Genomic DNA, 21,524 nt, shown 5'->3' on the forward strand with positions numbered 1-21,524 from the left:
TGCACTATCAGGATCTGTTAGTAATTTCTGCGTAGCGCGCGGCGGCTTTATCAAATTCCTCACCGATAGAACTGGCCTCGTCAGCGCGCCGTTTAAGGCGCTCGCGCAGTACTGCCACTTCTTTTTGCAGATCGGCAATACGCTGCAGGAGCTCCGGAGCCACCTCGCGCCCACCGCGCTGGGTGCGCGCCGCCTGTGTTTCTTCCTGGGTAATTTGACGAGTGAGACTGGTGATATTCGAGTGCATGATCGCCATATCCTGCTCGACAATTGCCAGCTTGCGTTTGCGCGCACTTTCGATATCGGCGAGGCTGTTATAGCGTTTGAGCAGCTTGCGGTCCGCTTCTTCGCGTGCTTCCTGTCGGCGCTGCGCTTTGAACTCCTCGGGACTCAACTGCGGTGGAACCACTTCTATAACACGGCCAGAAAGGTTGAGAATTTCGTAGCCCTTAGCCACGTACTCCGGCGGCACCATTTCATTGAGTACCATGATGCCCTGCTCATCGGTATAGCGATAGAGTAACTGCTCACCGCTGGCGGCACTCGACAACAGAATGGCAGGAACCAGGAAACATTTTATGGGGGCGATTGCCATCGCTCTTCTCACTAAATTGATGCGGCCCGCTATAACGAGCGGGCCTCTCACTTAACCCGTTACGCCGTAACGCTGCCGGTAATCGACAATTTTTTGCAGGGTTTCACTATCCTGAGACTCCTGCTCGAGGAAACTGACTATATCATCCAGCTGTACAATGCTAATGACTGGGATATTAAACTGCTGTTCGACCTGCTGAATAGCGGAGAATTCACAATCTTCGCTGGCCTTTTCCTGACGATTTAAACCGATGACCACACCGGCCGCTTCGGCACCGTGAGATTCGATGATTTGCATCACCTCACGCACCGCAGTACCGGCCGTAATCACATCATCAATGATCAAAACCTTGCCATTAAGCGGCGCACCCACTAAGGTTCCGCCTTCGCCGTGATCCTTGGCCTCTTTGCGGTTGTAGCAGAAAGGCTTATCGATACCTTTCTGAGCCAGTGCCACGGCAGTCACCGCACCCAGCGGGATACCCTTGTAAGCCGGTCCGAAAATGACATCAAACTCCACTCCCGAAGCGATAATCGCCTCGGCGTAAGCCTGTCCCAGTGCGGCTAATGCCGCACCGGTGTGGAAGCGGCCAGCATTGAAAAAATAGGGGCTTTGACGGCCTGACTTCAGAGTGAAGTCACCAAAACACAACACCTGATGATCCAGGGCCAATTGGATAAAATTGCGCTGATATTGCTGCATGGAAAATTGTTAACTATTAGCTAAGGTGAAGGGAGACCTCCCCGTAGCATTTCTTCCGGGGATAGGCATGCAAATAATGTTTCTAATGATACACAGTCCGCTGGTAAGGGGCTAATAATGCGAATAGTAAGCTTGTCTGTAGACGGCGTTCATCAGGCCGCACAGCGCGGTCTCTACGATTGGTTAGCTGAGCAGGATGCAGACATTATCTGCCTTCAAGACCTGCGCTCTCTGGAGCCGGAGCTAGACCACCCCATATTCCACCCCGATGGCTATTACAGCTACTTCTTCGATTCGGGAACGCCCCATGAAAACGGCGTGGCGATCTATACACGCAACCAGCCCAAAGCCATTATTTTCGGTATGGGTTTCGCCAACGGCGAGGATATGTATGGGCGCTATTTACAGGCAGATTTTGAACGCCTGAGTGTGGGTTCTCTGTTAGCGCCAATAGCCACTGACGAGGCTTCACTGGAGAAAAAGGTCCAGTTTTTCGACGACATGCAAGCGCACCTGCACAAAATCAGCCGCAAGCGCCGCGATTTTATTTTCTGCGGTAACTGGGGCATGGCACACCGCCGTGCCGATGTGCAGAACTGGCAGGACCACCAGGATAACCCTGGTTTCATGCGTCACGAACAGCGCTGGTTGGACCAGCTGTTCAATGAAATTGGCTATGTCGATGCCTTTCGCCGCGTGGTCAAAGACACCGATGAATTTACCTGGTGGCCGAGTGGCACCGTAGGCGAAGGTGATGGCTGGCGTACCGACATGCAGATCGTTTCACACGGGTTGAAAAATCGTATTGAGTACGGTGCGATTAACAAGAATGTGAATTTCTCCAGCCACCTACCACTAATGATGGATTACGACCTGGAAGTATAAACCGTTGAGGACTCGGCCCATTTCGGCTGAGAGTAGGGGAGCCGAGTCCTGTCGCGAACCGACCCGCTTTACAGCGGGAGCGGTCCTAACTCAGCAAAATACAAAGCCTCACTCATCCAAGGCTTTTTGCTGTATCTCGATCAGTTCATCGATTCCCGCTTTACCCAAGCCCAGCATCTGCGCGAACTCTTTCTCGGAAAAAGGCTTACCTTCAGCGGTACCCTGTACTTCGATCATACCTCCGTCTGCCGCCATCACCAGATTCATATCCGTATCAGCCGCGCTGTCCTCTGGATAGTCCAGATCCAAAACCGGCTCGCCGTCATAAATTCCGACAGAGACCGCCGCGACAAGGTTGAGCAACGGATCCTCAGCGAGAATTTTTTCCCGCTGCATATGGCGCAGCGCATCCACCAAGGCTACACAAGCGCCGGTAATAGCCGCCGTGCGTGTGCCGCCATCGGCCTGGATAACATCGCAATCCAGGGTGATCTGATTCTCTCCAAGCTTTTCCAGATCCACCGCTGCGCGCAGGGAGCGGCCAATCAGACGCTGGATCTCTACAGTGCGGCCGCTCTGTTTACCCTTGGCTGCCTCACGCGGCATGCGGGAACCTGTAGAGCGCGGCAGCATGCCATACTCCGCGGTGATCCAACCGCTGCCCTGACCGCGCAGGAAGCGCGGTACTTCACTCGACACTGAGGCATTACACAGAACTTTTGTGTCGCCAAACTCTACCAACACAGAGCCCTCGGCGTGGCGGGTGTAGTTTCGGGTAATTTTTATCTGGCGCATCTGCGCCGCCGCGCGGCCACTGGGACGCTGCATAGCTCACCTCGGTCAATGAATGAAAGCCCTGCATTATATACCCCCACATGGATATCCGAACGCTGTGCTATGATGCCGAGCCGATAAATACGCCTGCAGGGGATGAGCAATGGCCAATAACCGGGAACAGAACAAAGTGCGAAGCATGACAGCCTTCGGTCGCGCCGAAGCCGCTTATGCCACAGGAAACGCCATTTGGGAGCTGCGCTCGGTCAACCATCGCTATCTGGAGCCGCACTTCCGTCTGCCCGAGGTCGCCCGCCCTCTGGAAGCGCAGTTACGAGATATTTTGCGGAAAAGTTTATCCCGTGGAAAAGTGGAACTCACGCTTACAGTAAAACCCAACAGTGTGGAAACGAGTGGGCTTGAAATTAATCAGCCGCTGGCACAAGCATTGATTAACGCCGCCAAACAAGTGACCGGCGGTGAAGGCGCCCAACCACTCAACCCCCTGCAGATTCTCCAATGGCCCGGTGTTATTAGCGAACCGGAAGCCGATACTGAGCAGCAATCCGCCACTATTTTGCAGGCGTTTCGCGAAGCGCTAGAACAACTGCGCGCGAATCGTGAGCGTGAGGGTGCGGAGTTAGCCAAATTTATTGAAGCTCGCTTAAAAGGCATTGAAGAACAAGTCGCCCTAGTGCGGGAACTGCTACCACAGATTCTAGAGGCACAGCGGGAAAAACTGCGCAACCGCCTGGAAGAGCTCTCTATAGAATTGGATAAGGAGCGCTTGGAACAGGAAATTGTACTGCTCGCTCAAAAAGCCGACGTCGATGAAGAACTCGATCGCCTAAATGCCCACACTGTAGAAACCCGCCGGGTACTCGCTGGAGGCGGCGCTATAGGTCGGCGCTTGGATTTTCTTATGCAGGAATTTAACCGCGAGGCCAACACTCTATCCTCCAAGTCCGTGGTAACCGACACCACCCAGGCTGCAGTAGAGCTGAAGGTCTTGATCGAACAAATGCGTGAGCAAGTACAAAATATTGAGTAAGCATATTGTGGGGCTTTTTTAAAACCAAAATAAGAGCCCCGTATTCACGTTCTGCTAAAAAACTATCTGCTGCTTTACCCAGCTAACATTAAAATACATTTTATATGCGAAATAATATTAAATGGGTTGGGGCTATATTCTTAGCTGTAACCATTATTGAAATTATTAATATATTATCCGGCCGCTCATTGAATTACTTCGGCCTAGTTCCTAGATCCATCGACCATCTGCCCCATATTTTTACCGCTCCATTGCTACACGGAAGCATCTGGCATTTTCTATCCAATATAGTAACCCTGTGCGTTTTCAGTTTTTTGCTGTTGCAATATGGAGTGAAAACCTACCTAAAAGTCACTCTGACGATTATTGTCACCACTGGCCTTGCCGTTTGGCTATTTGCTAGAGGCGGGAATCATCTGGGCGCAAGTTCAGTAATTTATGGCTATTTTGGATTCTTATTGCTGGCCGGCTTTATCAGCAAGCAGTTTGTTCGACTAATGATATCCATTTTTGTCGGATTGGTTTATGGCGGGCTTATTTTTGGTGTGCTGCCACAAGGAATGTATATTTCCTGGGAATCGCATCTATTCGGTTTTCTCTTTGGCATAATGGCTGCAAAAATATGGGCCCACACACCCAACCCTATTACGGACCGACAAGCTGTATCTAAAAATTCATAGTTTTTCTCTAGCAAATTCACAGCAGGCACACAGGGAGCCGGATGACCGCTCTCTGTGTGCACTCAAAAAAATAAAAACAAGTTTCCGGCCATAGTTCGTACAGACGGCTGAATGCTGTTTTGAAGTAATTGTGATGTCAGAAAAGTTACCAGTCAGTATTCAGCGCGAACTCTGAAAGAAGCTACCACTGGGGATTAATGCATGCGCTGTGACAAAAATACTTAAAATTACCTCGCACCAGAAAGGCATAAAATCATTTGCTGCCAAACAGTGATTTACTGTTTTTTTCTGCAAAACCGATAACCACCCCTCGCCAACTGAGCTCGTGAACTAAGACACACCTTCTCACTGACCAAGTTCTCATTACCTGACTTTTTTCTAAAAAATTATAAATTTGTCGTCATAAGCCACACAATTTCAGGTTCCTCAGCTGAGGACAATAATCTCAAAGTCGTTATATATCTGTGCCAATGTGAAACTTTGGTACTAATTTTGGTCTTTTTAACCGCCAAATGCCTATTCTGGCGGCTATTCGGGACTTTCTATTGGCAGATATATTTCTGTCAGTGAAAGATCTTTTCAGGAGTGACCGATAGACCAGCTGATTGGCTGGCTGTCGGATAACAATAATTTCGAAGAGCAAATAATAATGACTTCACCACTCAAGAACCTTCGGCAGAAGACGGCTCTAGCGAGCGTTTTTACACTGCTATGCACTGCGCCCTTCACTGCCCAGGCACAACAAGCGGACAACGCTCTGCTGACGGACCGCATCATCGTTAAATACAAGGAAAGTGCCAAGGTTGGCCGGGCTGCCAGCATGGCCAGGGAAACGGTGGAAAAGGCCTCCCGTCGCGCCGGCCACAAAATGCGTCACCTGCGCCGTATGGCCACTGGTGCTCAGGTAATGCGCCTGGAAGGTCGCAAAAACAGAACGGAAATGAACGCGATTATCAACCGTCTGAAACAGGATCCGGATGTGGAGTACGCTGAGCCGGATCTGATGATGCGCGCAATGGCTGTGCCCAATGACTCTAGCTATCTCAACCAGTGGCACTACTTTGAGTCCACCGGCGGTCTGAACCTGCCATCGGCCTGGGATGTCACCCAGGGTGAGGGAGCGGTTGTCGCGGTGCTCGACACCGGTTACCGGCCACACCCTGATCTGGTGGGCAATATTCTGCCGGGCTACGACATGATTTCTGACACTTTCGTGTCTGTAGACGGCGATGGCCGTGATAGCGATGCCACAGACCCAGGCGACTGGTATACGGACAAAGCCTGTGGCGATGATCCTCGCATCCCCTCGGAAAGCGACAGTAGCTGGCACGGCACCCATGTCGCCGGCACCATCGCAGGCGTCACCAATAACAATATGGGTATCGCCGGTGTCGCCTACAAAGCCAAGATCGTACCGATACGCGTGCTCGGCCGCTGTGGTGGCTATACCTCAGATATCGCCGATGGCATCATCTGGGGCGCCGGCGGCTCTGTCAGCGGCCTGCCATCCAACCCCAACCCCGCACAAGTACTCAACCTGAGTCTTGGTGGTGGTGGCAGCTGTGCCACGACAACTCAGAATGCTATCAACACCGCACGCAGCCTCGGCGCCACTATCGTAGTCGCTGCCGGTAATGAATCCGATAACGCCAGCCAATACACTCCCGCCAGCTGCGATGGCGTAATAACTACTGCCTCAACGAACCGCGACGGCGGCCGCTCTTACTTCTCCAACTACGGCAGCGTAGTGGATGTTGCAGCACCGGGGGGAGCGCAGAGTTTTGCTAACGACCCGAACGGCATTCTCTCCACCCACAATAGTGGCAGTACCGTCGCGGGCAGCGATAGCTACGTCTATATGCAAGGCACCAGTATGGCTGCCCCACATGTTGCCGGTGCTGCCGCACTACTGTATTCGGTAAACCCTGACCTGGGCCCGGACGACATCGAATCGATACTCACCACCACCGCACGCAGTTTCCCATCTTCATGCAGCGGCTGTGGTGCCGGTATTGTCGATGCTACAGCAGCAGTGGCCATGGCGAGCGGCGGTAGCGATGGAGACAACGGTGGCGATAACGGAAATGGCGGCGGTGTCAACTGGACCGAATCCAACCTTTCCGGCAACTCCGGCAGTTGGAACGACTTCACCATCGAAGTCGCTGCGGGTACCACAAGCTTGAATATAGAGATGTCTGGCGGCAGTGGCGAGGTCGACCTCTATGTCCGCCATGCCAACTACCCCACTCTGCGTCGGTACGATTGCCGCCCTTACCTCTGGGGCAATGAAGAGAGCTGTACTATTAGCAACCCTGACTCGGGTACCTGGTATGTCAGTGTTTACGGTTACGACTCCTACAGCGGCGTCACCCTTAAGGCTGAAACCACTCCCTAATTGACGACATAGGCCGGCGCCAAAAGCTCCGGCCACGGAAGAAGTATTTTGGTGCGGATTAGCAATAAAGAACCAAAGTACCTCACCCAATTGGTGCAGGGGAAAGGGAAATAACGAGCTGTGCGTTACGTGGCTAAGTAAGAGGCCTTGCCTCTGCCCCCTGCACCAACCCCGAACTTTGCCAGCTGTATCGACAAAATTCCTTAATGCACTTTTTTCGGGCACATATTTTGCCTGTGTTCTAACGGTGCCACGCTTTTTTGCAATTCAACCGAAAGCCAAGCACCCGGATTTCCCCTCTTGTCAGCTAAATACTGACCAGGGTGATAACCATCCATCACGGAGAGATAACAATAATGAAAACATCACTGAAAAATCTATTGCATAAGTCCGCACTGGCCGGCGTATTTTCACTGCTGTGTGCAAGCCCCTTCGCCGCCCAGGTCGAAGATGCCAGCAACGCTCAAATCACCGACCGCATTATCGTCAAATACAAGCAGGGCGCTAAAATAGGGCTGGCGGCCAGACTGGCTCCAGAAACCGTAGATAAAGCCTCCCGCCGCGCCGGCCATAAAATGCGTCACCTGCGCCGTATGGCCACAGGTGCTCAGGTGATGCGCCTGGAGGGACGCAAAAACAAAGCAGAGCTTGAGGCTATTATCAGCCGCCTTAAACAGGACCCCGATGTCGAGTATGCAGAGCCCGACCTGATGATGAAGGCCATGGCCGTACCCAATGACCCCAGCTATTACGATCAGTGGCACTATTTTGAGTCCACCGGTGGCCTTAATCTGCCGGCAGCCTGGGATACCACTCAGGGCGAGGGTGTGGTCGTCGCAGTTATCGATACCGGCTTCCTGCCCCACGCAGATCTGGCCGCTAACCTGCTGCCCGGTTACGACATGATTTCCGATACCGATGTCTCTGTGGATGGCGACGGCCGCGACAGCGACGCCACCGACCCCGGCGACTGGTATACCAATACCTACTGTGGTGACCCCCGATACCCGGAAGCGGACAGCAGCTGGCACGGTACACATGTCGCCGGCACCATAGCGGCAGTGACCAACAATAATATGGGCGTAGCCGGTGTGGCCCCCAAAGCGAAGATCGTACCCGTGCGAGTACTCGGCCGCTGTGGCGGTTACACTTCAGATATTGCCGACGGCATCATCTGGAGCGCCGGCGGTTCTGTCAGCGGTGTCCCAACCAACGCCAACCCCGCCCAGGTACTGAACTTGAGCCTGGGTGGTAGCGGCAGCTGCGCTACCACAACGCAGAATGCCATCAATACCGCACGCAGCCTCGGTGCCACCGTCGTGGTTGCCGCCGGCAACTCCGCTCGCAACGCTCGCCGTTACACGCCAGCAAGCTGCTCGGGGGTTATTACTGTTGCCGCCACAGATCGCTCCGGTGGTCGCGCCTACTACTCTAATTACGGTAATGTGGTCGACGTAGCCGCACCGGGTGGTGAGACCAATGTGGTGAGCAGTGATGGTGTGCTATCCACTCTCAACAGCGGCAACACTGTAGCCGGTACGGATTCCTATGCTTACTATCCCGGTACCAGCATGGCCACCCCCCATGTAGCCGGTGCCGCAGCTCTGATCTATTCGGTGAACCCCAATGTGACACCCGATCAGGTAGAGTCTATTCTCACCAGCACCGCGCGCAGTTTCCCATCCTCTTGCTCGCGCTGTGGCTCTGGCATTGTCGACGCTGCTGCGGCAGTGGCAGCGGCCAGTAACTGATATCCCCACCGCTTGTGGATCTTATAGAAAGGCCGGCAAATGCCGGCCTTTTAGCTTTCCCGTGCCGGCCCACGCAATCTAGCGAACAAACGCGGCAAATTGGGGGTCAACCGGCGTATCTGCAAGATGATTGATGTAATTGCTCATCACTTTCTGCGCAACCCCAACAATAATCTCCAGCAGGTTTTGGCGGTTATAGCCCACTGCGTAAAACCGCTCTGATATCTCATCTGAAATCACACCGCGTTCACGCACAATTGCCAGGGTGGTATCCCGCAGTACTTCAAGTTTTTCAGTAGGTAGGGGCGTCTTATTGCGAAGGGCCTCATTCACTTCGTCCGCTACTTTCATCGCCTTGGCAATAGCGCTGTGTGCCGGTACACAGTAGTGACAGTTATGCTCCACATTGATGCTCTGCCAGACCACAGTCATTTCTTCGGCATTGAATGAGGTGTCCAGGAAGTACTGATGTAAATCCTGGTAAGCCGCCAGGGCTTGGGGCGATTCTGCCATAACCCCGTGCAAGTTGGGGATAGAGCCAAAGGCCTTGATAGATTTCTGGAGTAGGGGTTTGCTGTCTTGCGGTGCACTTTCAAGATCGTAAATCTGGAACTCTTTCATCGCTGAACTCACCTTTGATGTTTGGGTTAAATACTTGAGCGGTCGATCAAGTATTGTGAGACTAACCAATATTGAGCGATCGTTCAACAGCAAAGAGTAATTGGCGGATATCTCTTGAAAGGGTAAAATTTGAGCAATTGCTCAATTGGAGGCAACATGGCGAATACCGCGAAATTTGACCGCCAGGAAGTATTGCAGCGGGCAACCTGGCTTTTCTGGCAAAAAGGGTTTCACGCCACATCGACTCGTGACCTGCAACAGGCCACCAATCTTCGTCCTGGTAGTATTTATGCCGCTTTTGGTAGTAAATCTGGACTTTTCAAAGAGGTTCTTAGCTATTACGCGCAAAATCGTGACCAATTACTCCTTCAATGCATAAATGACGAAGGCAGCAACCTTGGAGGCTTGCGTGCCTATTTCCATTACATATTGCTAGGTGACGATGTTGATGCCCCAAACGAGCTCTGCCTATTAGCTAAAGCCATCTCAGAGCTGGATGAAGGGGAAGAAGCACTATTGGCCGAGGCCCGCGCTTTACTGGCTGCACATGGGGCAAAGTTCCGTCAGTATCTGGAGAGTGCGGTGAATGCTGGAGAGCTTTCCAAACAGACAGACTCGGCGCTGCTCGCTCGCCAATTGCAGGTTCAAATGATTGGACTGCGAACTTATCTCCGCGCCACCTCGGACCGCGCTGCGGTTGAGCAAATGATCGAACAGTTGTTTGACCCAGCCTGCGTGCAGACTACAAGTTGAGAAAAAGGCGATTATAAGCGGCCTCTTATACAAACGCTGACGGATTTCGGAATCCAGCCCCTGCGGTTATTTGACCAGCGCAGCCCCTATGGCACATTCAGGAGAAACGGTATCGAGTAATAACAATAAGAGGTCACCGTGGATCTGATTACCTTCGCCATCCCTTTTTTCCTGATCGCCGTACTCACAGAACTCGCACTGGACCGCTGGAAAGGTTGGGGGCTTTACCGCCTCAACGATGCCCTGGGAAATTTGAGTACGGGTATCCTAAGCCGCATACTTGGGCTTACTTATAAAAGCCTATTTCTAGTCATTTATATCCCGCTATACCAGCTGCTGCAGCCTTACTACCAAGCAGTCGGCTTCGACTGGTCCATGAGTAATGGCTGGCACCTGGCACTAGCTGTACTCGCCTACGATTTTTGTTACTACTGGAAGCACCGCATCTGCCATGAGGTCAACGTGTTCTGGGCGGAACACCTGGTGCATCACCAGAGTGAGGACTACAACCTCACCACTGCCTTGCGCCAGTCTAGCGGTGGGTTGCAGTTGGATTGGGTATTCTATTTACCCCTGCTGCTAATTGGCTTGCCAGCGGAAATGGTGATCGTGGCCGGAGCCATAGATCTGATTTACCAATTCTGGGTACACACGCAAAAAATTCCCAAAATCCGCTGGATGGAATGGCTGCTGATTACCCCCTCTAACCACCGAGTACACCATGCGCAGAACAAGGTGTACGTAGATAAAAACTACGGCGGAATCCTGATCTTATGGGACCGCCTGTTTGGTACCTATCAAGAGGAGCTGGAGGGGGAGCCCTGTATTTACGGTGTGCGCAAACCCCTTAATACCTTCGATCCTCTGGCGGCAAACCTGCAACATCTGAAACGCATGGCGCAAGACGCCTGGTATACAAAAAACTGGTGGGACAAATTTACCCTTTGGTTCCGCCCCACCGGCTATCGTCCCGCAGATGCTGAAGCGGCAATGCCAGTCCCCTCCACCAACCTGAAATCTTTCCAGCGTTACAACCCACAGATTCATCGGGCCCGGCGCAACTACGCGCTGGGCCAGCACCTGTGCTATTCCGCCGCCACCCTGGCACTCCTGTGGTACTACCAGAGCCTGGAGATTCCCTTACTGCTGGGGGCAGTAGCACTGTTGGTTTTTGGCCTGGTAGTCAATGGGCGAATTCTCGATAACCATCCACTGACCAAATATCTGGAACCCTTGCGCCTGGCCCTCTACTGCGGGGTGCTGCCGATGTTAAACACACAATTTGTCCCAATTTTTAGCGCTTATATTGCGATCAGCGCTCTGGTCTGGGGGTGGTTGGCAATCACTTGCAAAGAGGATACAGTCGCTGTCGTTTGCGATTAGCAACAAGGAGTGAACCTCGATTGCAGGATGTTGGTGGTGATCGAGTGATCTCCCGCTGGGCGATCCCGGCCGGGCTCAGAAGGCGGTTTATAGCGCCTCCTGAAACTCCCAACACTTACCCCCCAATTCCGGCCGGGGTTTAGCCTTTTCCTCCTCCTTTCTCCTGGAATTGCGCAACTGCCAGTCACCGCTCAGGTAACGGCTTCGGTTATAATGCGCGCTTTGCCCCCGAACAGGATCAGTTGTGCAAACAGGAACCCTCTATACCGTATCCGCCCCCTCCGGCGCAGGGAAAACCAGTCTCGTCAAAGCACTGGTGGATAGCGACAGTCAGGTCACCGTTTCTATCTCCCATACCACCCGTTCCATGCGTCCGGGCGAGGTCAACGGTGTCGATTACCACTTCGTGTCGCGCGAGGAGTTTCTGGCAATGCTTGAGCAAGATGCCTTCTTCGAGCACGCTCAGGTATACGGTGATAATTACTACGGTACTTCCAAAGGCAGTATCGAGGAAATTCTCGCTGGTGGCCGCGATGTAGTCCTGGAAATTGACTGGCAGGGTGCCGCTCAAGTGCGCCGTCTGCACCCAGAGACCGTCGGTATTTTTATTTTGCCGCCCTCTCAGGAGGCCCTGCGCGAACGCCTCACAGGTCGAGGCCAGGACGACGAAAGTGTGATCGAGCGTCGTATGGATCAGGCCATTGATGAAATGACCCACTACGTGGAAGCCGACTATCTGGTGATTAACGACGATTTCGAGCAGGCCCTAATAGAGCTTGGCTCCATCTTCACCGCCCAGCGCCAACGCCTGGAAAAGCAACAGAAACGCCACGGTGAACTGTTGCAGGCACTGTTGCGCCATTGAGCCGGTTGATCGAATTGCGTACACTCCCCGGTCCGGTAAAATAACCGGTCCCCCGAACAGAATTCGCCCACCCGGGCACAGTGAATGGAACCGAAAGTTTATGGCACGTATCACCGTTGAAGATTGCCTGGAGCACGTCGACAACCGCTTCGAACTCGTTATCGTGGGTAGTAAGCGCGCCCGCCAGATTGCCACCGGCGGACAGGATCCGATGGTTCCAGAAGAGAACGACAAACCCACGGTTATCGCCCTGCGTGAAATCGAAGAGGGCCTGGTTGATGCGAGCATTCTCGACCAGCCAGATCGTGAAGAGGCCCCGGCACCCATGGCGGCCCCGGCCTATCTGTCCGACCAGGAAATCTGATTTCGATCTGTTCTGACCTAGAGTTTATGAGTTTTACGAGAGGCGCGCGCGGCATTGCACACCATCGATAGTCTGGCCCACCGCCTCTCCTCATACCTGCCTCCCGAGCAAATCCAAATAGTCCGTCGCGCCTATTTCTACGCGGAACAAGCCCACGACGGTCAGCAGCGACGTTCCGGTGAACCCTATGTGACCCACCCTTTGGCGGTGGCCACAATTCTCGCTGGCATGCATATGGATCACGAGAGCCTGGCTGCAGCCATGCTCCACGATGTGATTGAAGACACCGGAATCCCCAAAGCCGCACTGGAGGAGCAGTTTGGTGGCGAGGTTGCCGATATTGTCGACGGTGTATCCAAACTGACCCAGTTTGAGACAGACAGCGCCGCGGAAAAACAGGCGGAAAACTTCCAGAAAATGGCTCTGGCCATGGCGCGCGATATCCGCGTGATTTTGGTCAAGCTGGCCGACCGCTTGCACAACATGCGCACCCTCGGCGCACTCAAGCCACAAAAACGCCAGCGCATCGCTCGCGAAACCCTGGAAATCTACGCACCCATTGCCCACCGCCTGGGTATGAACGATGTGCGTATCGAGTTTGAGGACCGATCCTTCTTTGCGATCCACCCACTGCGCGCCAGCCGACTGCGTGCCGCTTTGGTAGCCGCGCGCGGCAATCGCAAGGAACTGCTGGAGCAGATCCAGAATGCCATTGAGCTGCGCCTGCAGCGTGAAGGAATCAGCTCACTGGTGATTGGTCGCGAGAAACACCTATTCAGCATCTACCAAAAGATGCGCGCCAAGAAGAAATCCTTTAAAGAGATCATGGATGTCTACGCTTTCCGCATCATCGTGGACAGCGTGGACACCTGCTACCGGGTGTTGGGCGTAATGCACAGCCTCTATAAACCCGTTATCTCCGAATTCAAGGATTATGTTGCCATCCCCAAATCCAATGGATATCAGTCACTACACACAGTGCTGCTGGGAATGCACGGGGTGCCTATCGAGGTGCAGATTCGCACCAAGGAAATGGACGAAATGGCCAATAGCGGTATCGCCGCCCATTGGCTGTACAAGGCTTCCGGCGATGAGGTGATCAACACTGGTGGTACTAGCCAGGTACGTGCACGCCGCTGGGTGCAGGGCCTGCTGGAGATGCAACAGCGTGCCGGCGACTCCCTGGAGTTTATTGAGAACGTTAAGATCGACCTCTTCCCCGACGAGGTCTATGTATTCACCCCCAAAGGGCAGATTGTCGACCTGCCCGCCGGTGCCACCGCTGTGGATTTCGCCTACTCAGTGCATACTGATATCGGCAACTCCTGTGTGGCCGTGCGGATCAACCAGCGCTTGGCGCCCCTGTCGCAGCCGCTGGCCAGCGGGCAAAAGGTGGAAATTCTCACCCGTAAAAATGCTCAGCCAAATCCAAACTGGCTCAACTTTGTTGTAACCGCCAAAGCCCGCAGCGCCATTCGACACTTCCTCAAACACCAGCGCCACCACGACTCCATTACTCTGGGGCGGCGCCTGCTCGAAAAGGCCCTGGGTAAATTTAATACCCGCCTGGAAGAACTGACACCGGAGCAACTGGAAAAAGGTCTGCAGGAAGCCAAGTGTGCCACTCTGGAGAAATTGCTGGAGGAGATAGGCCTCGGCAACAAAGTCGCCTTCTCGGCGGCCAAGCTGTTGGCTCCCGCGCACAGTGAAGAGGCGGAAGCGAGCAATATCTCCTCACCACTGACCATTGATGCCCAGGAGGGCATGATGATCAGTTTCGCCCGGTGCTGCCGCCCCATTCCGGGGGATACCATCATCGGCCATATCAGCTCCGGCAAAGGCGTTGTGGTACATCGGGATACCTGCCGCAATACCAACGAATTCCGCGAACACCCGGAAAACCTGATGCTGGTGAACTGGTCCCCAGACGTACGCGGAGAGTTCCTTGGGGATGTGCGGGTGGAAGTGGAGTCCGAACGCGGCATTATCGCGCGCCTGGCCACCCGTATTACCGAAGAGGGGGCCAGTATCGAGCAGATTAATGTGGATGAAAAAGACGCCCATAACAGCGTAATTTCCCTCACATTAGAGGTCAGTGGCCGTATTCATCTGGCAAGAGTCATGAAAAGGCTGCGTAACCTGCCGTCGGTGATCCGTATCTCGCGCCCGTAAGATACTTGGATATCGTTCTGGCGAGCTAATTATCGACTCACTGAGAGCGAGCTTTTACTCCGCTTTTTGGCCTATGGCTTCGCTGCCATTCACTACAAAAGCGCGCTATATTTACTGGCTTTCCGCAACAAATAGCAATAAGTAATGGAGTGCCCAATGCCCAACCGCGCAATTATCAAAACAGACAAGGCTCCGGCAGCAGCCGGTACCTACTCCCAGGCGGTAAAGGTCAACGATACGGTATACCTGTCCGGGCAAATAGGACTGGATCCCGAGACTCAGCAGATGGTTTCCGGTGGTTTTGTCGATGAGGCCCACCAGGTTTTCCGCAACCTTGCAGCCGTTTGTGAGGCCTCGGATGGATCGCTCCAGCATATTGTGAAGCTCAATCTCTACATCACCGACAGCAACAACTTTGCCGCAGTGAATGAGGTTATGGCGGAGTTTTTTCAGGAGCCCTACCCAGCGCGTGCCACGGTGGTCGTTAAGGAGCTGCCGCTTGGTGCCCAGTTTGAAGCCGAGGGGGTGATGGTGCCTTAACCCAGCAGAGCACCAGCCTGCAGTGCCGGACTTCCGCCCGGCACTGCATTTCTAGATTTCTCTCTCGTAGATTTGCCGCTGTCAGCCTTCCGCTTCCAATAGCGCACTGTAGCCCACTTTGTAATCGGGATACTTGAGCTGGTAACCACTAGCGAGCAAGCGCTGATTACTGAGTTTTTTCGAGCGGCGTTCGCTGGTCTGCACAATCTCACGCAAATGAGCGCTGGTATAGCCCATAGCCTTCACCAGCCACTGCTGTAGTTCATACATGGGGACCGGCTTACTATCGGCGCCGATATACAGTGGCTCTGGTATCCAACCCTGCTTGTGCCTTTCAACCAGGTGCAACAAAAAGCCAATGCAATCGTCCACATGAATACGATTACTGAACTGGGGGGGCTGGGGCGGAGCACAGCGACCGGCGCGTACCTGAGAGAGCAAGCGGTCACGCCCCGGACCGTAAATTCCGGCAAATCGTACAATACAGACCCCGGGAATCGCCGAGCGTATGATCTCCTCCGCCGCGAGCAGCGCCTCTCCCTGAAAACCACTAGGTGCAGGAGGCGTCTGCTCATCAAGAAAATCATCACCGCTCTGGCCATACACGCGGGTTGAAGATGCCCATATCACTAAGCGCGGCGGTTTTGGCAGGCGTGAAATGGCCTCACCCAAAGCCCGCGCGGTTTCCACGTAAGCGCGCTGATAACCGCCAGGGGTATGTTCATCCGGAGTAAATGTGGCGAGGACGATATCGGCACCATCCATCAGCAGGCGCTCGATATCCCCCACCTTGGTGGCATCCCCCCGACGCCAATTAACCGCATCCGCTCTGCGCTTACTCGCCAGAGCCACCAGAGGGTTGCGTCGCATGCCGTAAACACTGTACTGCTTGCGATCTATATTTAGAGCGAGGCGCGCCCCCAGATCACCACACCCAAGGATCCAAAGCTTCTCTTTTTGTGTCATATAGTTCCCGACAATCTTGCGCCTGGGACAGCGTCGACTGCCATATTCCCTTGATATTGTGCTGTTGCGTCCCGCAGAACTCCTCAGGTGAGAAGTCCCTAGTCTTATTCATTAACTATTAAACGGTGCGCCAAAAAAAATCCGCAAACGATTGCGGTTTTACCATCCATGAATAACGATGCGAGGCACTTTCACGCCTCACCATTCCATCTGCCGCTCTGGTATTGAACTAATTACCGCGCCCTTTGAGTAGGCGGTAGACAGCGAGAAAGATAATCGCACCAATGGTGGCTGTTATTATGTCGCCAAATCCGAAACCGGTCACGGGGCCACCGAATCCAATCAGGGCACCAAGCCAACCACCGATGAAGGCACCGATAATGCCAATCACCATTGTGACTATCCAACCACCTGGGTCTTTACCTGGCATGATCCATTTGGCTAAGGCGCCGGCAATCAGTCCGAGAATAATCCAGGATAAAACTCCCATGGCGTTTCTCCATTCTGTTGGCCCTCATAAGATATAGCAAAATTTTGCGCCTCAATTCCATAAAGGCGTCCACAATTGGTAATTTTTCCCAACTTTGTGCCTGAGGTGACAGCTTAGCGCTAGGGTGTGGTCAGCAGCTATTATTTATGAATAATAGCTATCAAATACTATCGCTTAATTGTCTTTACCATGACTCTCAATGAACTGCGCTACATCGTCACTCTCGCTCAGGAACAGCATTTCGGCCGCGCCGCCGAGCGCTGCTTCGTCAGCCAACCGACCCTGTCTATCGCAGTAAAAAAGCTGGAGAAAGAGCTGGGCGTCGCCCTTTTCGAGCGTTCCAAAACCCGGGTACAGGCCACGCCATTGGGGGAGCGTATCGTCGCCCAGGCCCAACTGGTACTGGAACAGTCTGCCGCCATTAAGGATATCGCCAGCGCCGGCAAGGACCAACTGGCGAGCCCCCTCTCGGTCGGGGCGATTTTTACTATCGGCCCCTATTTGTTTCCGCACTTTATTCCGCAGCTACAGCACCTGGCCCCAGACATGCCTCTCTACGTAGAAGAAGGCTACACTGCCACTCTGCGCCAACGCCTGCGCAAGGGCGAGCTGGATGCGATCATTATCGCGTTGCCATTCACCGAGCCTGATGTGGTCACCCAACCACTTTATGACGAACCTTTCGTGGTATTGATGCCGGCTGGGCACCCCCTTGCCCAGCAGGAATTCATAGATCCCGAGCAGCTCACCAAAGATAATGTGCTGTTGCTTGGGGAGGGCCACTGCTTCCGCGACCAAGTGCTGGAGGCCTGCCCACACTTGCAGGTCACTATGGAGAAGGAGAGCGGTGGTGGAGGCATTCGCACAGCCGCCGATGGCAGTTCGCTGGAAACCCTGAGACACATGGTGGCCTCGGGTCTCGGTATCACCGTATTGCCATTCTCCGCTGCCACTGCTTCGCAATATGCCAGCGGGCTGCTGGAAACACGCCCCTTCAAGGCACCGGGGCCCCGGCGCACCGTCGCATTGGCTTGGCGTGCCAGCTTTCCACGCCACCGAGCTATCGATATATTGCGTGAGGCCATCAGCCAGTGTCATCTGATCGAGCCATAAACAACCTTGCAGATCAGCCGGTTACCAACCTCAAAGGGGTAGGAGACAAGTTTGCCCAGGTCCTGGCCAAACTGCATATCCACTCCCTGCAAGACCTGCTGTTCCACTTGCCGTTGCGCTATCAGGACCGCACCCGGGTGGTGCCGGTGGCTGGGCTCACTGCCGGGATGGATGCGGTTATTGAGGGCGAGGTAACTGCCGCCGATGTAGTTTTCGGCCGCCGACGCAGTCTGGTAGTCAAGCTTCAGGATATGAGCGGCAGTATCACTCTGCGTTTTTTCCACTTTTCTGCTGCGCAGAAAAACCGCTTTGCCCGCGGCGTACGCCTGCGTTGCTTCGGCGAGGCGCGGCGTGGCGCCGCCGGCCTGGAACTCTACCATCCCGAAACTGAATTTGTCGGCAGCGAAAACGCCACTACCGAGGAAACCCTGACACCGGTTTACCCCCTGACCGAGGGCGTCAGCCAGGGGCGTATGCGCGGTCTGATGCAGCAAGCCGTGGAGCTCCTGCGCAGTGGAGCCGTGACCGAACTGCTCCCTGCAGATTTACTTCCAAAGCCATTGCGTTACCCACTGAGTGACGCCCTGGTTTATTTGCACTCTCCACCTGCCGGCACCCAGTTGGAAAAACTCGCCGCCGGCACACACCCCGCACAACAGCGCCTGGCCCTGGAAGAGCTGCTCGCGCACCATTTGAGCCTACTGGAATTGCGGCGCAACAGCGCAAGGGTTGCGGCACCGCCACTGCCCGCCAACAAATCTTTGGAGAGAGATTTCCTCTCGCGCCTGCCATTTTCGCTCACCGGTGCACAGAAGCGGGTCTGTGAGGAAATCGCCGAAGACCTCGCCCAAGACCTCCCCATGATGCGCCTGCTACAGGGGGATGTCGGCGCCGGTAAAACCCTGGTAGCAGCCATGGCTGCCCTCAAAGGCATCGGCGCTGGTGCTCAGGTGGTGGTGATGGCGCCGACAGAGATTCTCGCCGAGCAGCATAGAATCAATTTCTGTAACTGGCTTGAGCCTCTCGGCGTACAGGTAGCGCAACTTACCGGCAGCTTAAAAGCCGCCGAGCGCCGCGAGCAGTTGGGCAAAATTGCCAGTGGCGAGGCGCAGCTTGTGGTTGGCACCCACGCACTCTTCCAGGAGGGTGTGGTGTTCCACAATCTGGTGTTGGTGATTATCGACGAGCAACACCGTTTCGGGGTGCGCCAGCGTTTGGAGCTGCGTGAGAAGGGCGCCGCCAGCGGTGCCACCGGCAGGTTGCAACCGCACCAGTTGATTATGACCGCCACCCCGATCCCCCGTACCCTGGCTATGTCCGCATTTGCCGATCTGGACTGCTCCATCATTGATGAGCTGCCTCCCGGTCGCCAGCCTATCAACACCGTGGCGATCTCTAACGACCGCCGCGACCAGGTGATGGAAAGAGTGCACAGTGCTATCGCCGAGGGGCGCCAGGCCTATTGGGTCTGCACCCTGATTGAGGAATCCGAGAGCCTGCAGGCTCAGGCCGCAGAATCCACCGCCGAGGAATTAGTGGAGGTGCTCGACGGTGCGCGTGTGGCCCTGGTACACGGACGCCTTAAGCCGGAGCAGAAAGAGCAGGTAATGAGCGCCTTCAAAGCTGGTGAGGTAGACCTGCTGGTGGCAACCACGGTGATCGAGGTGGGGGTAGATGTGCCCAACGCCAGTCTGATGATTATCGAAAACCCAGAGCGCCTGGGCCTCGCCCAGCTGCACCAGCTGCGCGGCCGGGTTGGGCGCGGCTCCATCGCCAGTCACTGTGTGCTGCTCTACGGTACACCGCTGTCACAAAATGGACGGGCGCGCCTACAGGCGCTGCGTCAGCATAGCGACGGCTTCGCCATCGCTGAGGAAGACCTGCGTCTGCGCGGACCAGGGGAAATTCTCGGCACCCGCCAGACTGGAGAGATCCAACACCGTATTGCGGATCTGCAGCGGGATGCGGAACTGCTGCCACAAGTGCAAAAAATAGCCATATCCCCACATTTGACGGAAGGGATGCGACAGCAGCTAATTAAGCGCTGGTTACAAAACAAGCCCCGTTTCGCCGAGGCTTGAGGAGAACGCCCTAGTGGGCGCCTACTGTACTGTTGTCGTTGATGCTGACACTCTTGTAATTGGCGTCGTAGTAAGTCTCCTCGTCCAAGGCGCCTTCACTCTTCGCCACCACACTGCTCACTACCGCATCTCCGGTGATATTCACTGCAGTGCGCACCATATCCAGCAGGCGGTCAACGCCGATCACAATGGCAATCCCCTCCAGTGGCAGTCCCACCTGCTGCAGCACCATGCCGAGCATAATCAGGCCCACTCCGGGCACCCCGGCAGTACCAATAGAAGCCAGGGTTGCTGTCAGGATCACTGTCAGGAAGCCGGTCAAGCCGATCTCAATACCGAAGAACTGAGCGATAAAGACCGTAGCCACACCCTGCATAATCGCGGTGCCATCCATATTGATGGTTGCACCCAAGGGGACGGTGAAAGCAGCTACCTTGTTGTCCACACCTAAGCGCTTCTCAACTGTCGCCAGGGTTACCGGTATGGTTGCTGCCGAGGAAGCTGTACTAAAAGCAAAAATCATCGTCGGACGCATCTTTTTCAGCAGCTCAAGGGGCTTTAGGCCACTCAACAGCTTCAGTAGAATCGAATAGACGCCCAGTGCATGAATAATCAAGGCTGCCAGTACCACCAGGAAGTATTTACCCAGTTGCAGTAAGCCTTCTAAGCCCAAACCTGCAAAAGTTTTCGCCAACAGGGCAAAAACTCCGTAGGGAGCAAACACCATCAACACCCCCACCATGCGCAGTACAACGCTATTGAGATCGTTGAAGAAAGCTGCAATGCGCTTCCCTGGCTCGCCGCAGCGGGAGATCGCATAGCCCATTAATAGAGCAAACACGATAATTTGCAGCATATTGCCCTCGGCCATGGCTGCGACCGGGTTGGTGGGAAAAATATTTACCAGCACTTCAGAAAGTGGGGGAGATTCTTTTGGTTGGAAAGAAGACGTTGCCGCAGCAGCAGCCTCGCTCACACCTACCCCAGGCTGGAAGATCAGTGCCATGCACAGGGCCAGGGTAATAGCGATAGCCGTTGTCAGCATATAGAGCAGCACAGTTTTACCCGCCAACGGACCGATCCGGCTTCCTTCAGACAGGGCACAGGCACCACTGATCAGAGAAACCAACACCAACGGCACCACCATCAGCTTCAGAGAGGCGATAAAAATTCGCCCAATAATGTCAAACAGGCCACCTGTCAGGTAGAGGTTGATTGCGTTGGTAACACCCTCACCGAGCAATTGGCTCATGTTCAGGATATTGATCAGGATTCCCAACCCAATACCCGCGATCATCCCCAGCAGAATTTTGGTCGTAAGCCCCATAACAAGCTTCTCTTTA

General features: G+C 54.3%; 20 protein-coding genes. 13 read left to right on the top strand and 7 right to left on the bottom strand.

Features of this window, described 5'->3' with window-relative positions; translation table 11 throughout:
• Positions 1–7: 7 nt before the first annotated feature.
• Together ACJJI0_RS14940 and pyrE are read right to left on the bottom strand one after the other, a co-directional pair.
• Positions 8–595 (bottom strand): hypothetical protein, encoded by a 588-nt coding sequence (locus tag ACJJI0_RS14940; protein ID WP_444883200.1) that lies wholly within the window; start codon positions 593–595, stop codon positions 8–10.
• A gap of 51 nt (positions 596–646) precedes the next feature.
• Positions 647–1,297, bottom strand: a complete 651-nt coding sequence (pyrE, locus tag ACJJI0_RS14945) for an orotate phosphoribosyltransferase (protein WP_252083883.1) — start codon at positions 1,295–1,297, stop codon at positions 647–649.
• Between the two features lie 117 nt (positions 1,298–1,414).
• Here pyrE and ACJJI0_RS14950 point away from each other — a divergent pair, with 117 nt between their 5' ends.
• Complete coding sequence (locus tag ACJJI0_RS14950; RefSeq protein WP_252083884.1) at positions 1,415–2,182, top strand: exodeoxyribonuclease III; 768 nt, start codon at positions 1,415–1,417, stop codon at positions 2,180–2,182.
• 108 nt (positions 2,183–2,290) lie between these two features.
• On the opposite strand, the gene rph is transcribed toward ACJJI0_RS14950, so the two are convergent.
• Positions 2,291–3,010 carry a ribonuclease PH gene (gene rph, locus ACJJI0_RS14955; RefSeq protein ID WP_252083885.1) on the bottom strand — a complete coding sequence of 240 codons (720 nt, stop codon included), beginning with the start codon at positions 3,008–3,010 and terminating at the stop codon, positions 2,291–2,293.
• A 109-nt stretch (positions 3,011–3,119) separates the two neighbouring features.
• Between rph and ACJJI0_RS14960 the strand changes: the two genes are divergently transcribed.
• The 4 genes from ACJJI0_RS14960 (at position 3,120) to ACJJI0_RS14975 (ending at position 8,833) form a co-directional block, all read left to right on the top strand.
• Complete coding sequence (locus ACJJI0_RS14960; RefSeq protein WP_444883201.1) at positions 3,120–4,007, top strand: YicC/YloC family endoribonuclease; 888 nt, start codon at positions 3,120–3,122, stop codon at positions 4,005–4,007.
• A gap of 104 nt (positions 4,008–4,111) precedes the next feature.
• Positions 4,112–4,687, top strand: coding sequence for a rhomboid family intramembrane serine protease (locus ACJJI0_RS14965; RefSeq protein ID WP_444883202.1), 576 nt, complete (start codon positions 4,112–4,114; stop codon positions 4,685–4,687).
• A 649-nt stretch (positions 4,688–5,336) separates the two neighbouring features.
• A complete protein-coding gene (locus tag ACJJI0_RS14970) occupies positions 5,337–7,082 on the top strand; it encodes a S8 family peptidase (protein WP_444883203.1) in 1,746 nt (581 codons plus the stop codon).
• 356 nt (positions 7,083–7,438) lie between these two features.
• Positions 7,439–8,833 (top strand): S8 family peptidase, encoded by a 1,395-nt coding sequence (locus tag ACJJI0_RS14975; protein WP_444883204.1) that lies wholly within the window; start codon positions 7,439–7,441, stop codon positions 8,831–8,833.
• A 78-nt stretch (positions 8,834–8,911) separates the two neighbouring features.
• Here ACJJI0_RS14975 and ACJJI0_RS14980 read toward each other — a convergent pair whose 3' ends face one another.
• Positions 8,912–9,454 carry a carboxymuconolactone decarboxylase family protein gene (locus ACJJI0_RS14980; RefSeq protein ID WP_444883205.1) on the bottom strand — a complete coding sequence of 181 codons (543 nt, stop codon included), beginning with the start codon at positions 9,452–9,454 and terminating at the stop codon, positions 8,912–8,914.
• Positions 9,455–9,610: 156 nt separating this feature from the next.
• On the opposite strand from ACJJI0_RS14980, the gene ACJJI0_RS14985 reads away from it, so the two are divergent.
• The 6 genes from ACJJI0_RS14985 to ACJJI0_RS15010 all read left to right on the top strand — a co-directional run bounded on the left by ACJJI0_RS14985 (position 9,611) and on the right by ACJJI0_RS15010 (position 15,531).
• Positions 9,611–10,207 carry a TetR/AcrR family transcriptional regulator gene (locus ACJJI0_RS14985; RefSeq protein WP_444883206.1) on the top strand — a complete coding sequence of 199 codons (597 nt, stop codon included), beginning with the start codon at positions 9,611–9,613 and terminating at the stop codon, positions 10,205–10,207.
• A gap of 138 nt (positions 10,208–10,345) precedes the next feature.
• Positions 10,346–11,590, top strand: a complete 1,245-nt coding sequence (locus tag ACJJI0_RS14990; RefSeq protein WP_444883207.1) for a sterol desaturase family protein — start codon at positions 10,346–10,348, stop codon at positions 11,588–11,590.
• A gap of 244 nt (positions 11,591–11,834) precedes the next feature.
• Positions 11,835–12,455 carry a guanylate kinase gene (gene gmk / locus ACJJI0_RS14995; protein WP_444883208.1) on the top strand — a complete coding sequence of 207 codons (621 nt, stop codon included), beginning with the start codon at positions 11,835–11,837 and terminating at the stop codon, positions 12,453–12,455.
• Positions 12,456–12,555: 100 nt separating this feature from the next.
• On the top strand, positions 12,556–12,819 hold the full coding sequence (rpoZ, locus tag ACJJI0_RS15000; RefSeq protein WP_252086044.1) for a DNA-directed RNA polymerase subunit omega: 264 nt from the start codon (positions 12,556–12,558) through the stop codon (positions 12,817–12,819).
• Between the two features lie 54 nt (positions 12,820–12,873).
• A complete protein-coding gene (gene spoT, locus ACJJI0_RS15005) occupies positions 12,874–14,991 on the top strand; it encodes a bifunctional GTP diphosphokinase/guanosine-3',5'-bis pyrophosphate 3'-pyrophosphohydrolase (RefSeq protein WP_252083894.1) in 2,118 nt (705 codons plus the stop codon).
• A gap of 156 nt (positions 14,992–15,147) precedes the next feature.
• Entirely contained in the window at positions 15,148–15,531 is a 384-nt protein-coding gene (locus tag ACJJI0_RS15010; RefSeq protein WP_444883209.1) for a Rid family detoxifying hydrolase, read from the top strand.
• Positions 15,532–15,612: 81 nt separating this feature from the next.
• On the opposite strand, the gene ACJJI0_RS15015 is transcribed toward ACJJI0_RS15010, so the two are convergent.
• Entirely contained in the window at positions 15,613–16,497 is an 885-nt protein-coding gene (locus ACJJI0_RS15015) for an NAD-dependent epimerase/dehydratase family protein (RefSeq protein WP_444883210.1), read from the bottom strand.
• A gap of 229 nt (positions 16,498–16,726) precedes the next feature.
• A complete protein-coding gene (locus tag ACJJI0_RS15020) occupies positions 16,727–16,987 on the bottom strand; it encodes a GlsB/YeaQ/YmgE family stress response membrane protein (RefSeq protein WP_252083897.1) in 261 nt (86 codons plus the stop codon).
• Positions 16,988–17,176: 189 nt separating this feature from the next.
• Between ACJJI0_RS15020 and ACJJI0_RS15025 the strand changes: the two genes are divergently transcribed.
• Together ACJJI0_RS15025 and recG are read left to right on the top strand one after the other, a co-directional pair.
• Entirely contained in the window at positions 17,177–18,100 is a 924-nt protein-coding gene (locus ACJJI0_RS15025; RefSeq protein ID WP_252083898.1) for a hydrogen peroxide-inducible genes activator, read from the top strand.
• Positions 18,079–20,181 (top strand): ATP-dependent DNA helicase RecG, encoded by a 2,103-nt coding sequence (gene recG, locus ACJJI0_RS15030; protein ID WP_444883211.1) that lies wholly within the window; start codon positions 18,079–18,081, stop codon positions 20,179–20,181. The genes ACJJI0_RS15025 and recG overlap by 22 nt, the downstream gene beginning before the upstream one ends.
• Before the next feature lie 10 nt (positions 20,182–20,191).
• Here recG and ACJJI0_RS15035 read toward each other — a convergent pair whose 3' ends face one another.
• Positions 20,192–21,508, bottom strand: coding sequence for a dicarboxylate/amino acid:cation symporter (locus tag ACJJI0_RS15035; protein WP_444883212.1), 1,317 nt, complete (start codon positions 21,506–21,508; stop codon positions 20,192–20,194).
• Positions 21,509–21,524: the final 16 nt, after the last annotated feature.

The sequence above is a fragment of the Microbulbifer mixtoriginis (SeqCode) genome, from assembly GCF_052466695.1.

Coding starts and splice junctions, on each gene's coding strand:
- ACJJI0_RS14940 (WP_444883200.1), bottom strand. CDS start 595: ATGGCAATCGCCCCCATAAAATGTTTCCTGGTTCCTGCCATTCTGTTG.
- pyrE (WP_252083883.1), bottom strand. CDS start 1,297: ATGCAGCAATATCAGCGCAATTTTATCCAATTGGCCCTGGATCATCAG.
- ACJJI0_RS14950 (WP_252083884.1), top strand. CDS start 1,415: ATGCGAATAGTAAGCTTGTCTGTAGACGGCGTTCATCAGGCCGCACAG.
- rph (WP_252083885.1), bottom strand. CDS start 3,010: ATGCAGCGTCCCAGTGGCCGCGCGGCGGCGCAGATGCGCCAGATAAAA.
- ACJJI0_RS14960 (WP_444883201.1), top strand. CDS start 3,120: ATGGCCAATAACCGGGAACAGAACAAAGTGCGAAGCATGACAGCCTTC.
- ACJJI0_RS14965 (WP_444883202.1), top strand. CDS start 4,112: ATGCGAAATAATATTAAATGGGTTGGGGCTATATTCTTAGCTGTAACC.
- ACJJI0_RS14970 (WP_444883203.1), top strand. CDS start 5,337: ATGACTTCACCACTCAAGAACCTTCGGCAGAAGACGGCTCTAGCGAGC.
- ACJJI0_RS14975 (WP_444883204.1), top strand. CDS start 7,439: ATGAAAACATCACTGAAAAATCTATTGCATAAGTCCGCACTGGCCGGC.
- ACJJI0_RS14980 (WP_444883205.1), bottom strand. CDS start 9,454: ATGAAAGAGTTCCAGATTTACGATCTTGAAAGTGCACCGCAAGACAGC.
- ACJJI0_RS14985 (WP_444883206.1), top strand. CDS start 9,611: ATGGCGAATACCGCGAAATTTGACCGCCAGGAAGTATTGCAGCGGGCA.
- rpoZ (WP_252086044.1), top strand. CDS start 12,556: ATGGCACGTATCACCGTTGAAGATTGCCTGGAGCACGTCGACAACCGC.
- ACJJI0_RS15010 (WP_444883209.1), top strand. CDS start 15,148: ATGCCCAACCGCGCAATTATCAAAACAGACAAGGCTCCGGCAGCAGCC.
- ACJJI0_RS15015 (WP_444883210.1), bottom strand. CDS start 16,497: ATGACACAAAAAGAGAAGCTTTGGATCCTTGGGTGTGGTGATCTGGGG.
- ACJJI0_RS15020 (WP_252083897.1), bottom strand. CDS start 16,987: ATGGGAGTTTTATCCTGGATTATTCTCGGACTGATTGCCGGCGCCTTA.
- ACJJI0_RS15025 (WP_252083898.1), top strand. CDS start 17,177: ATGACTCTCAATGAACTGCGCTACATCGTCACTCTCGCTCAGGAACAG.
- ACJJI0_RS15035 (WP_444883212.1), bottom strand. CDS start 21,508: ATGGGGCTTACGACCAAAATTCTGCTGGGGATGATCGCGGGTATTGGG.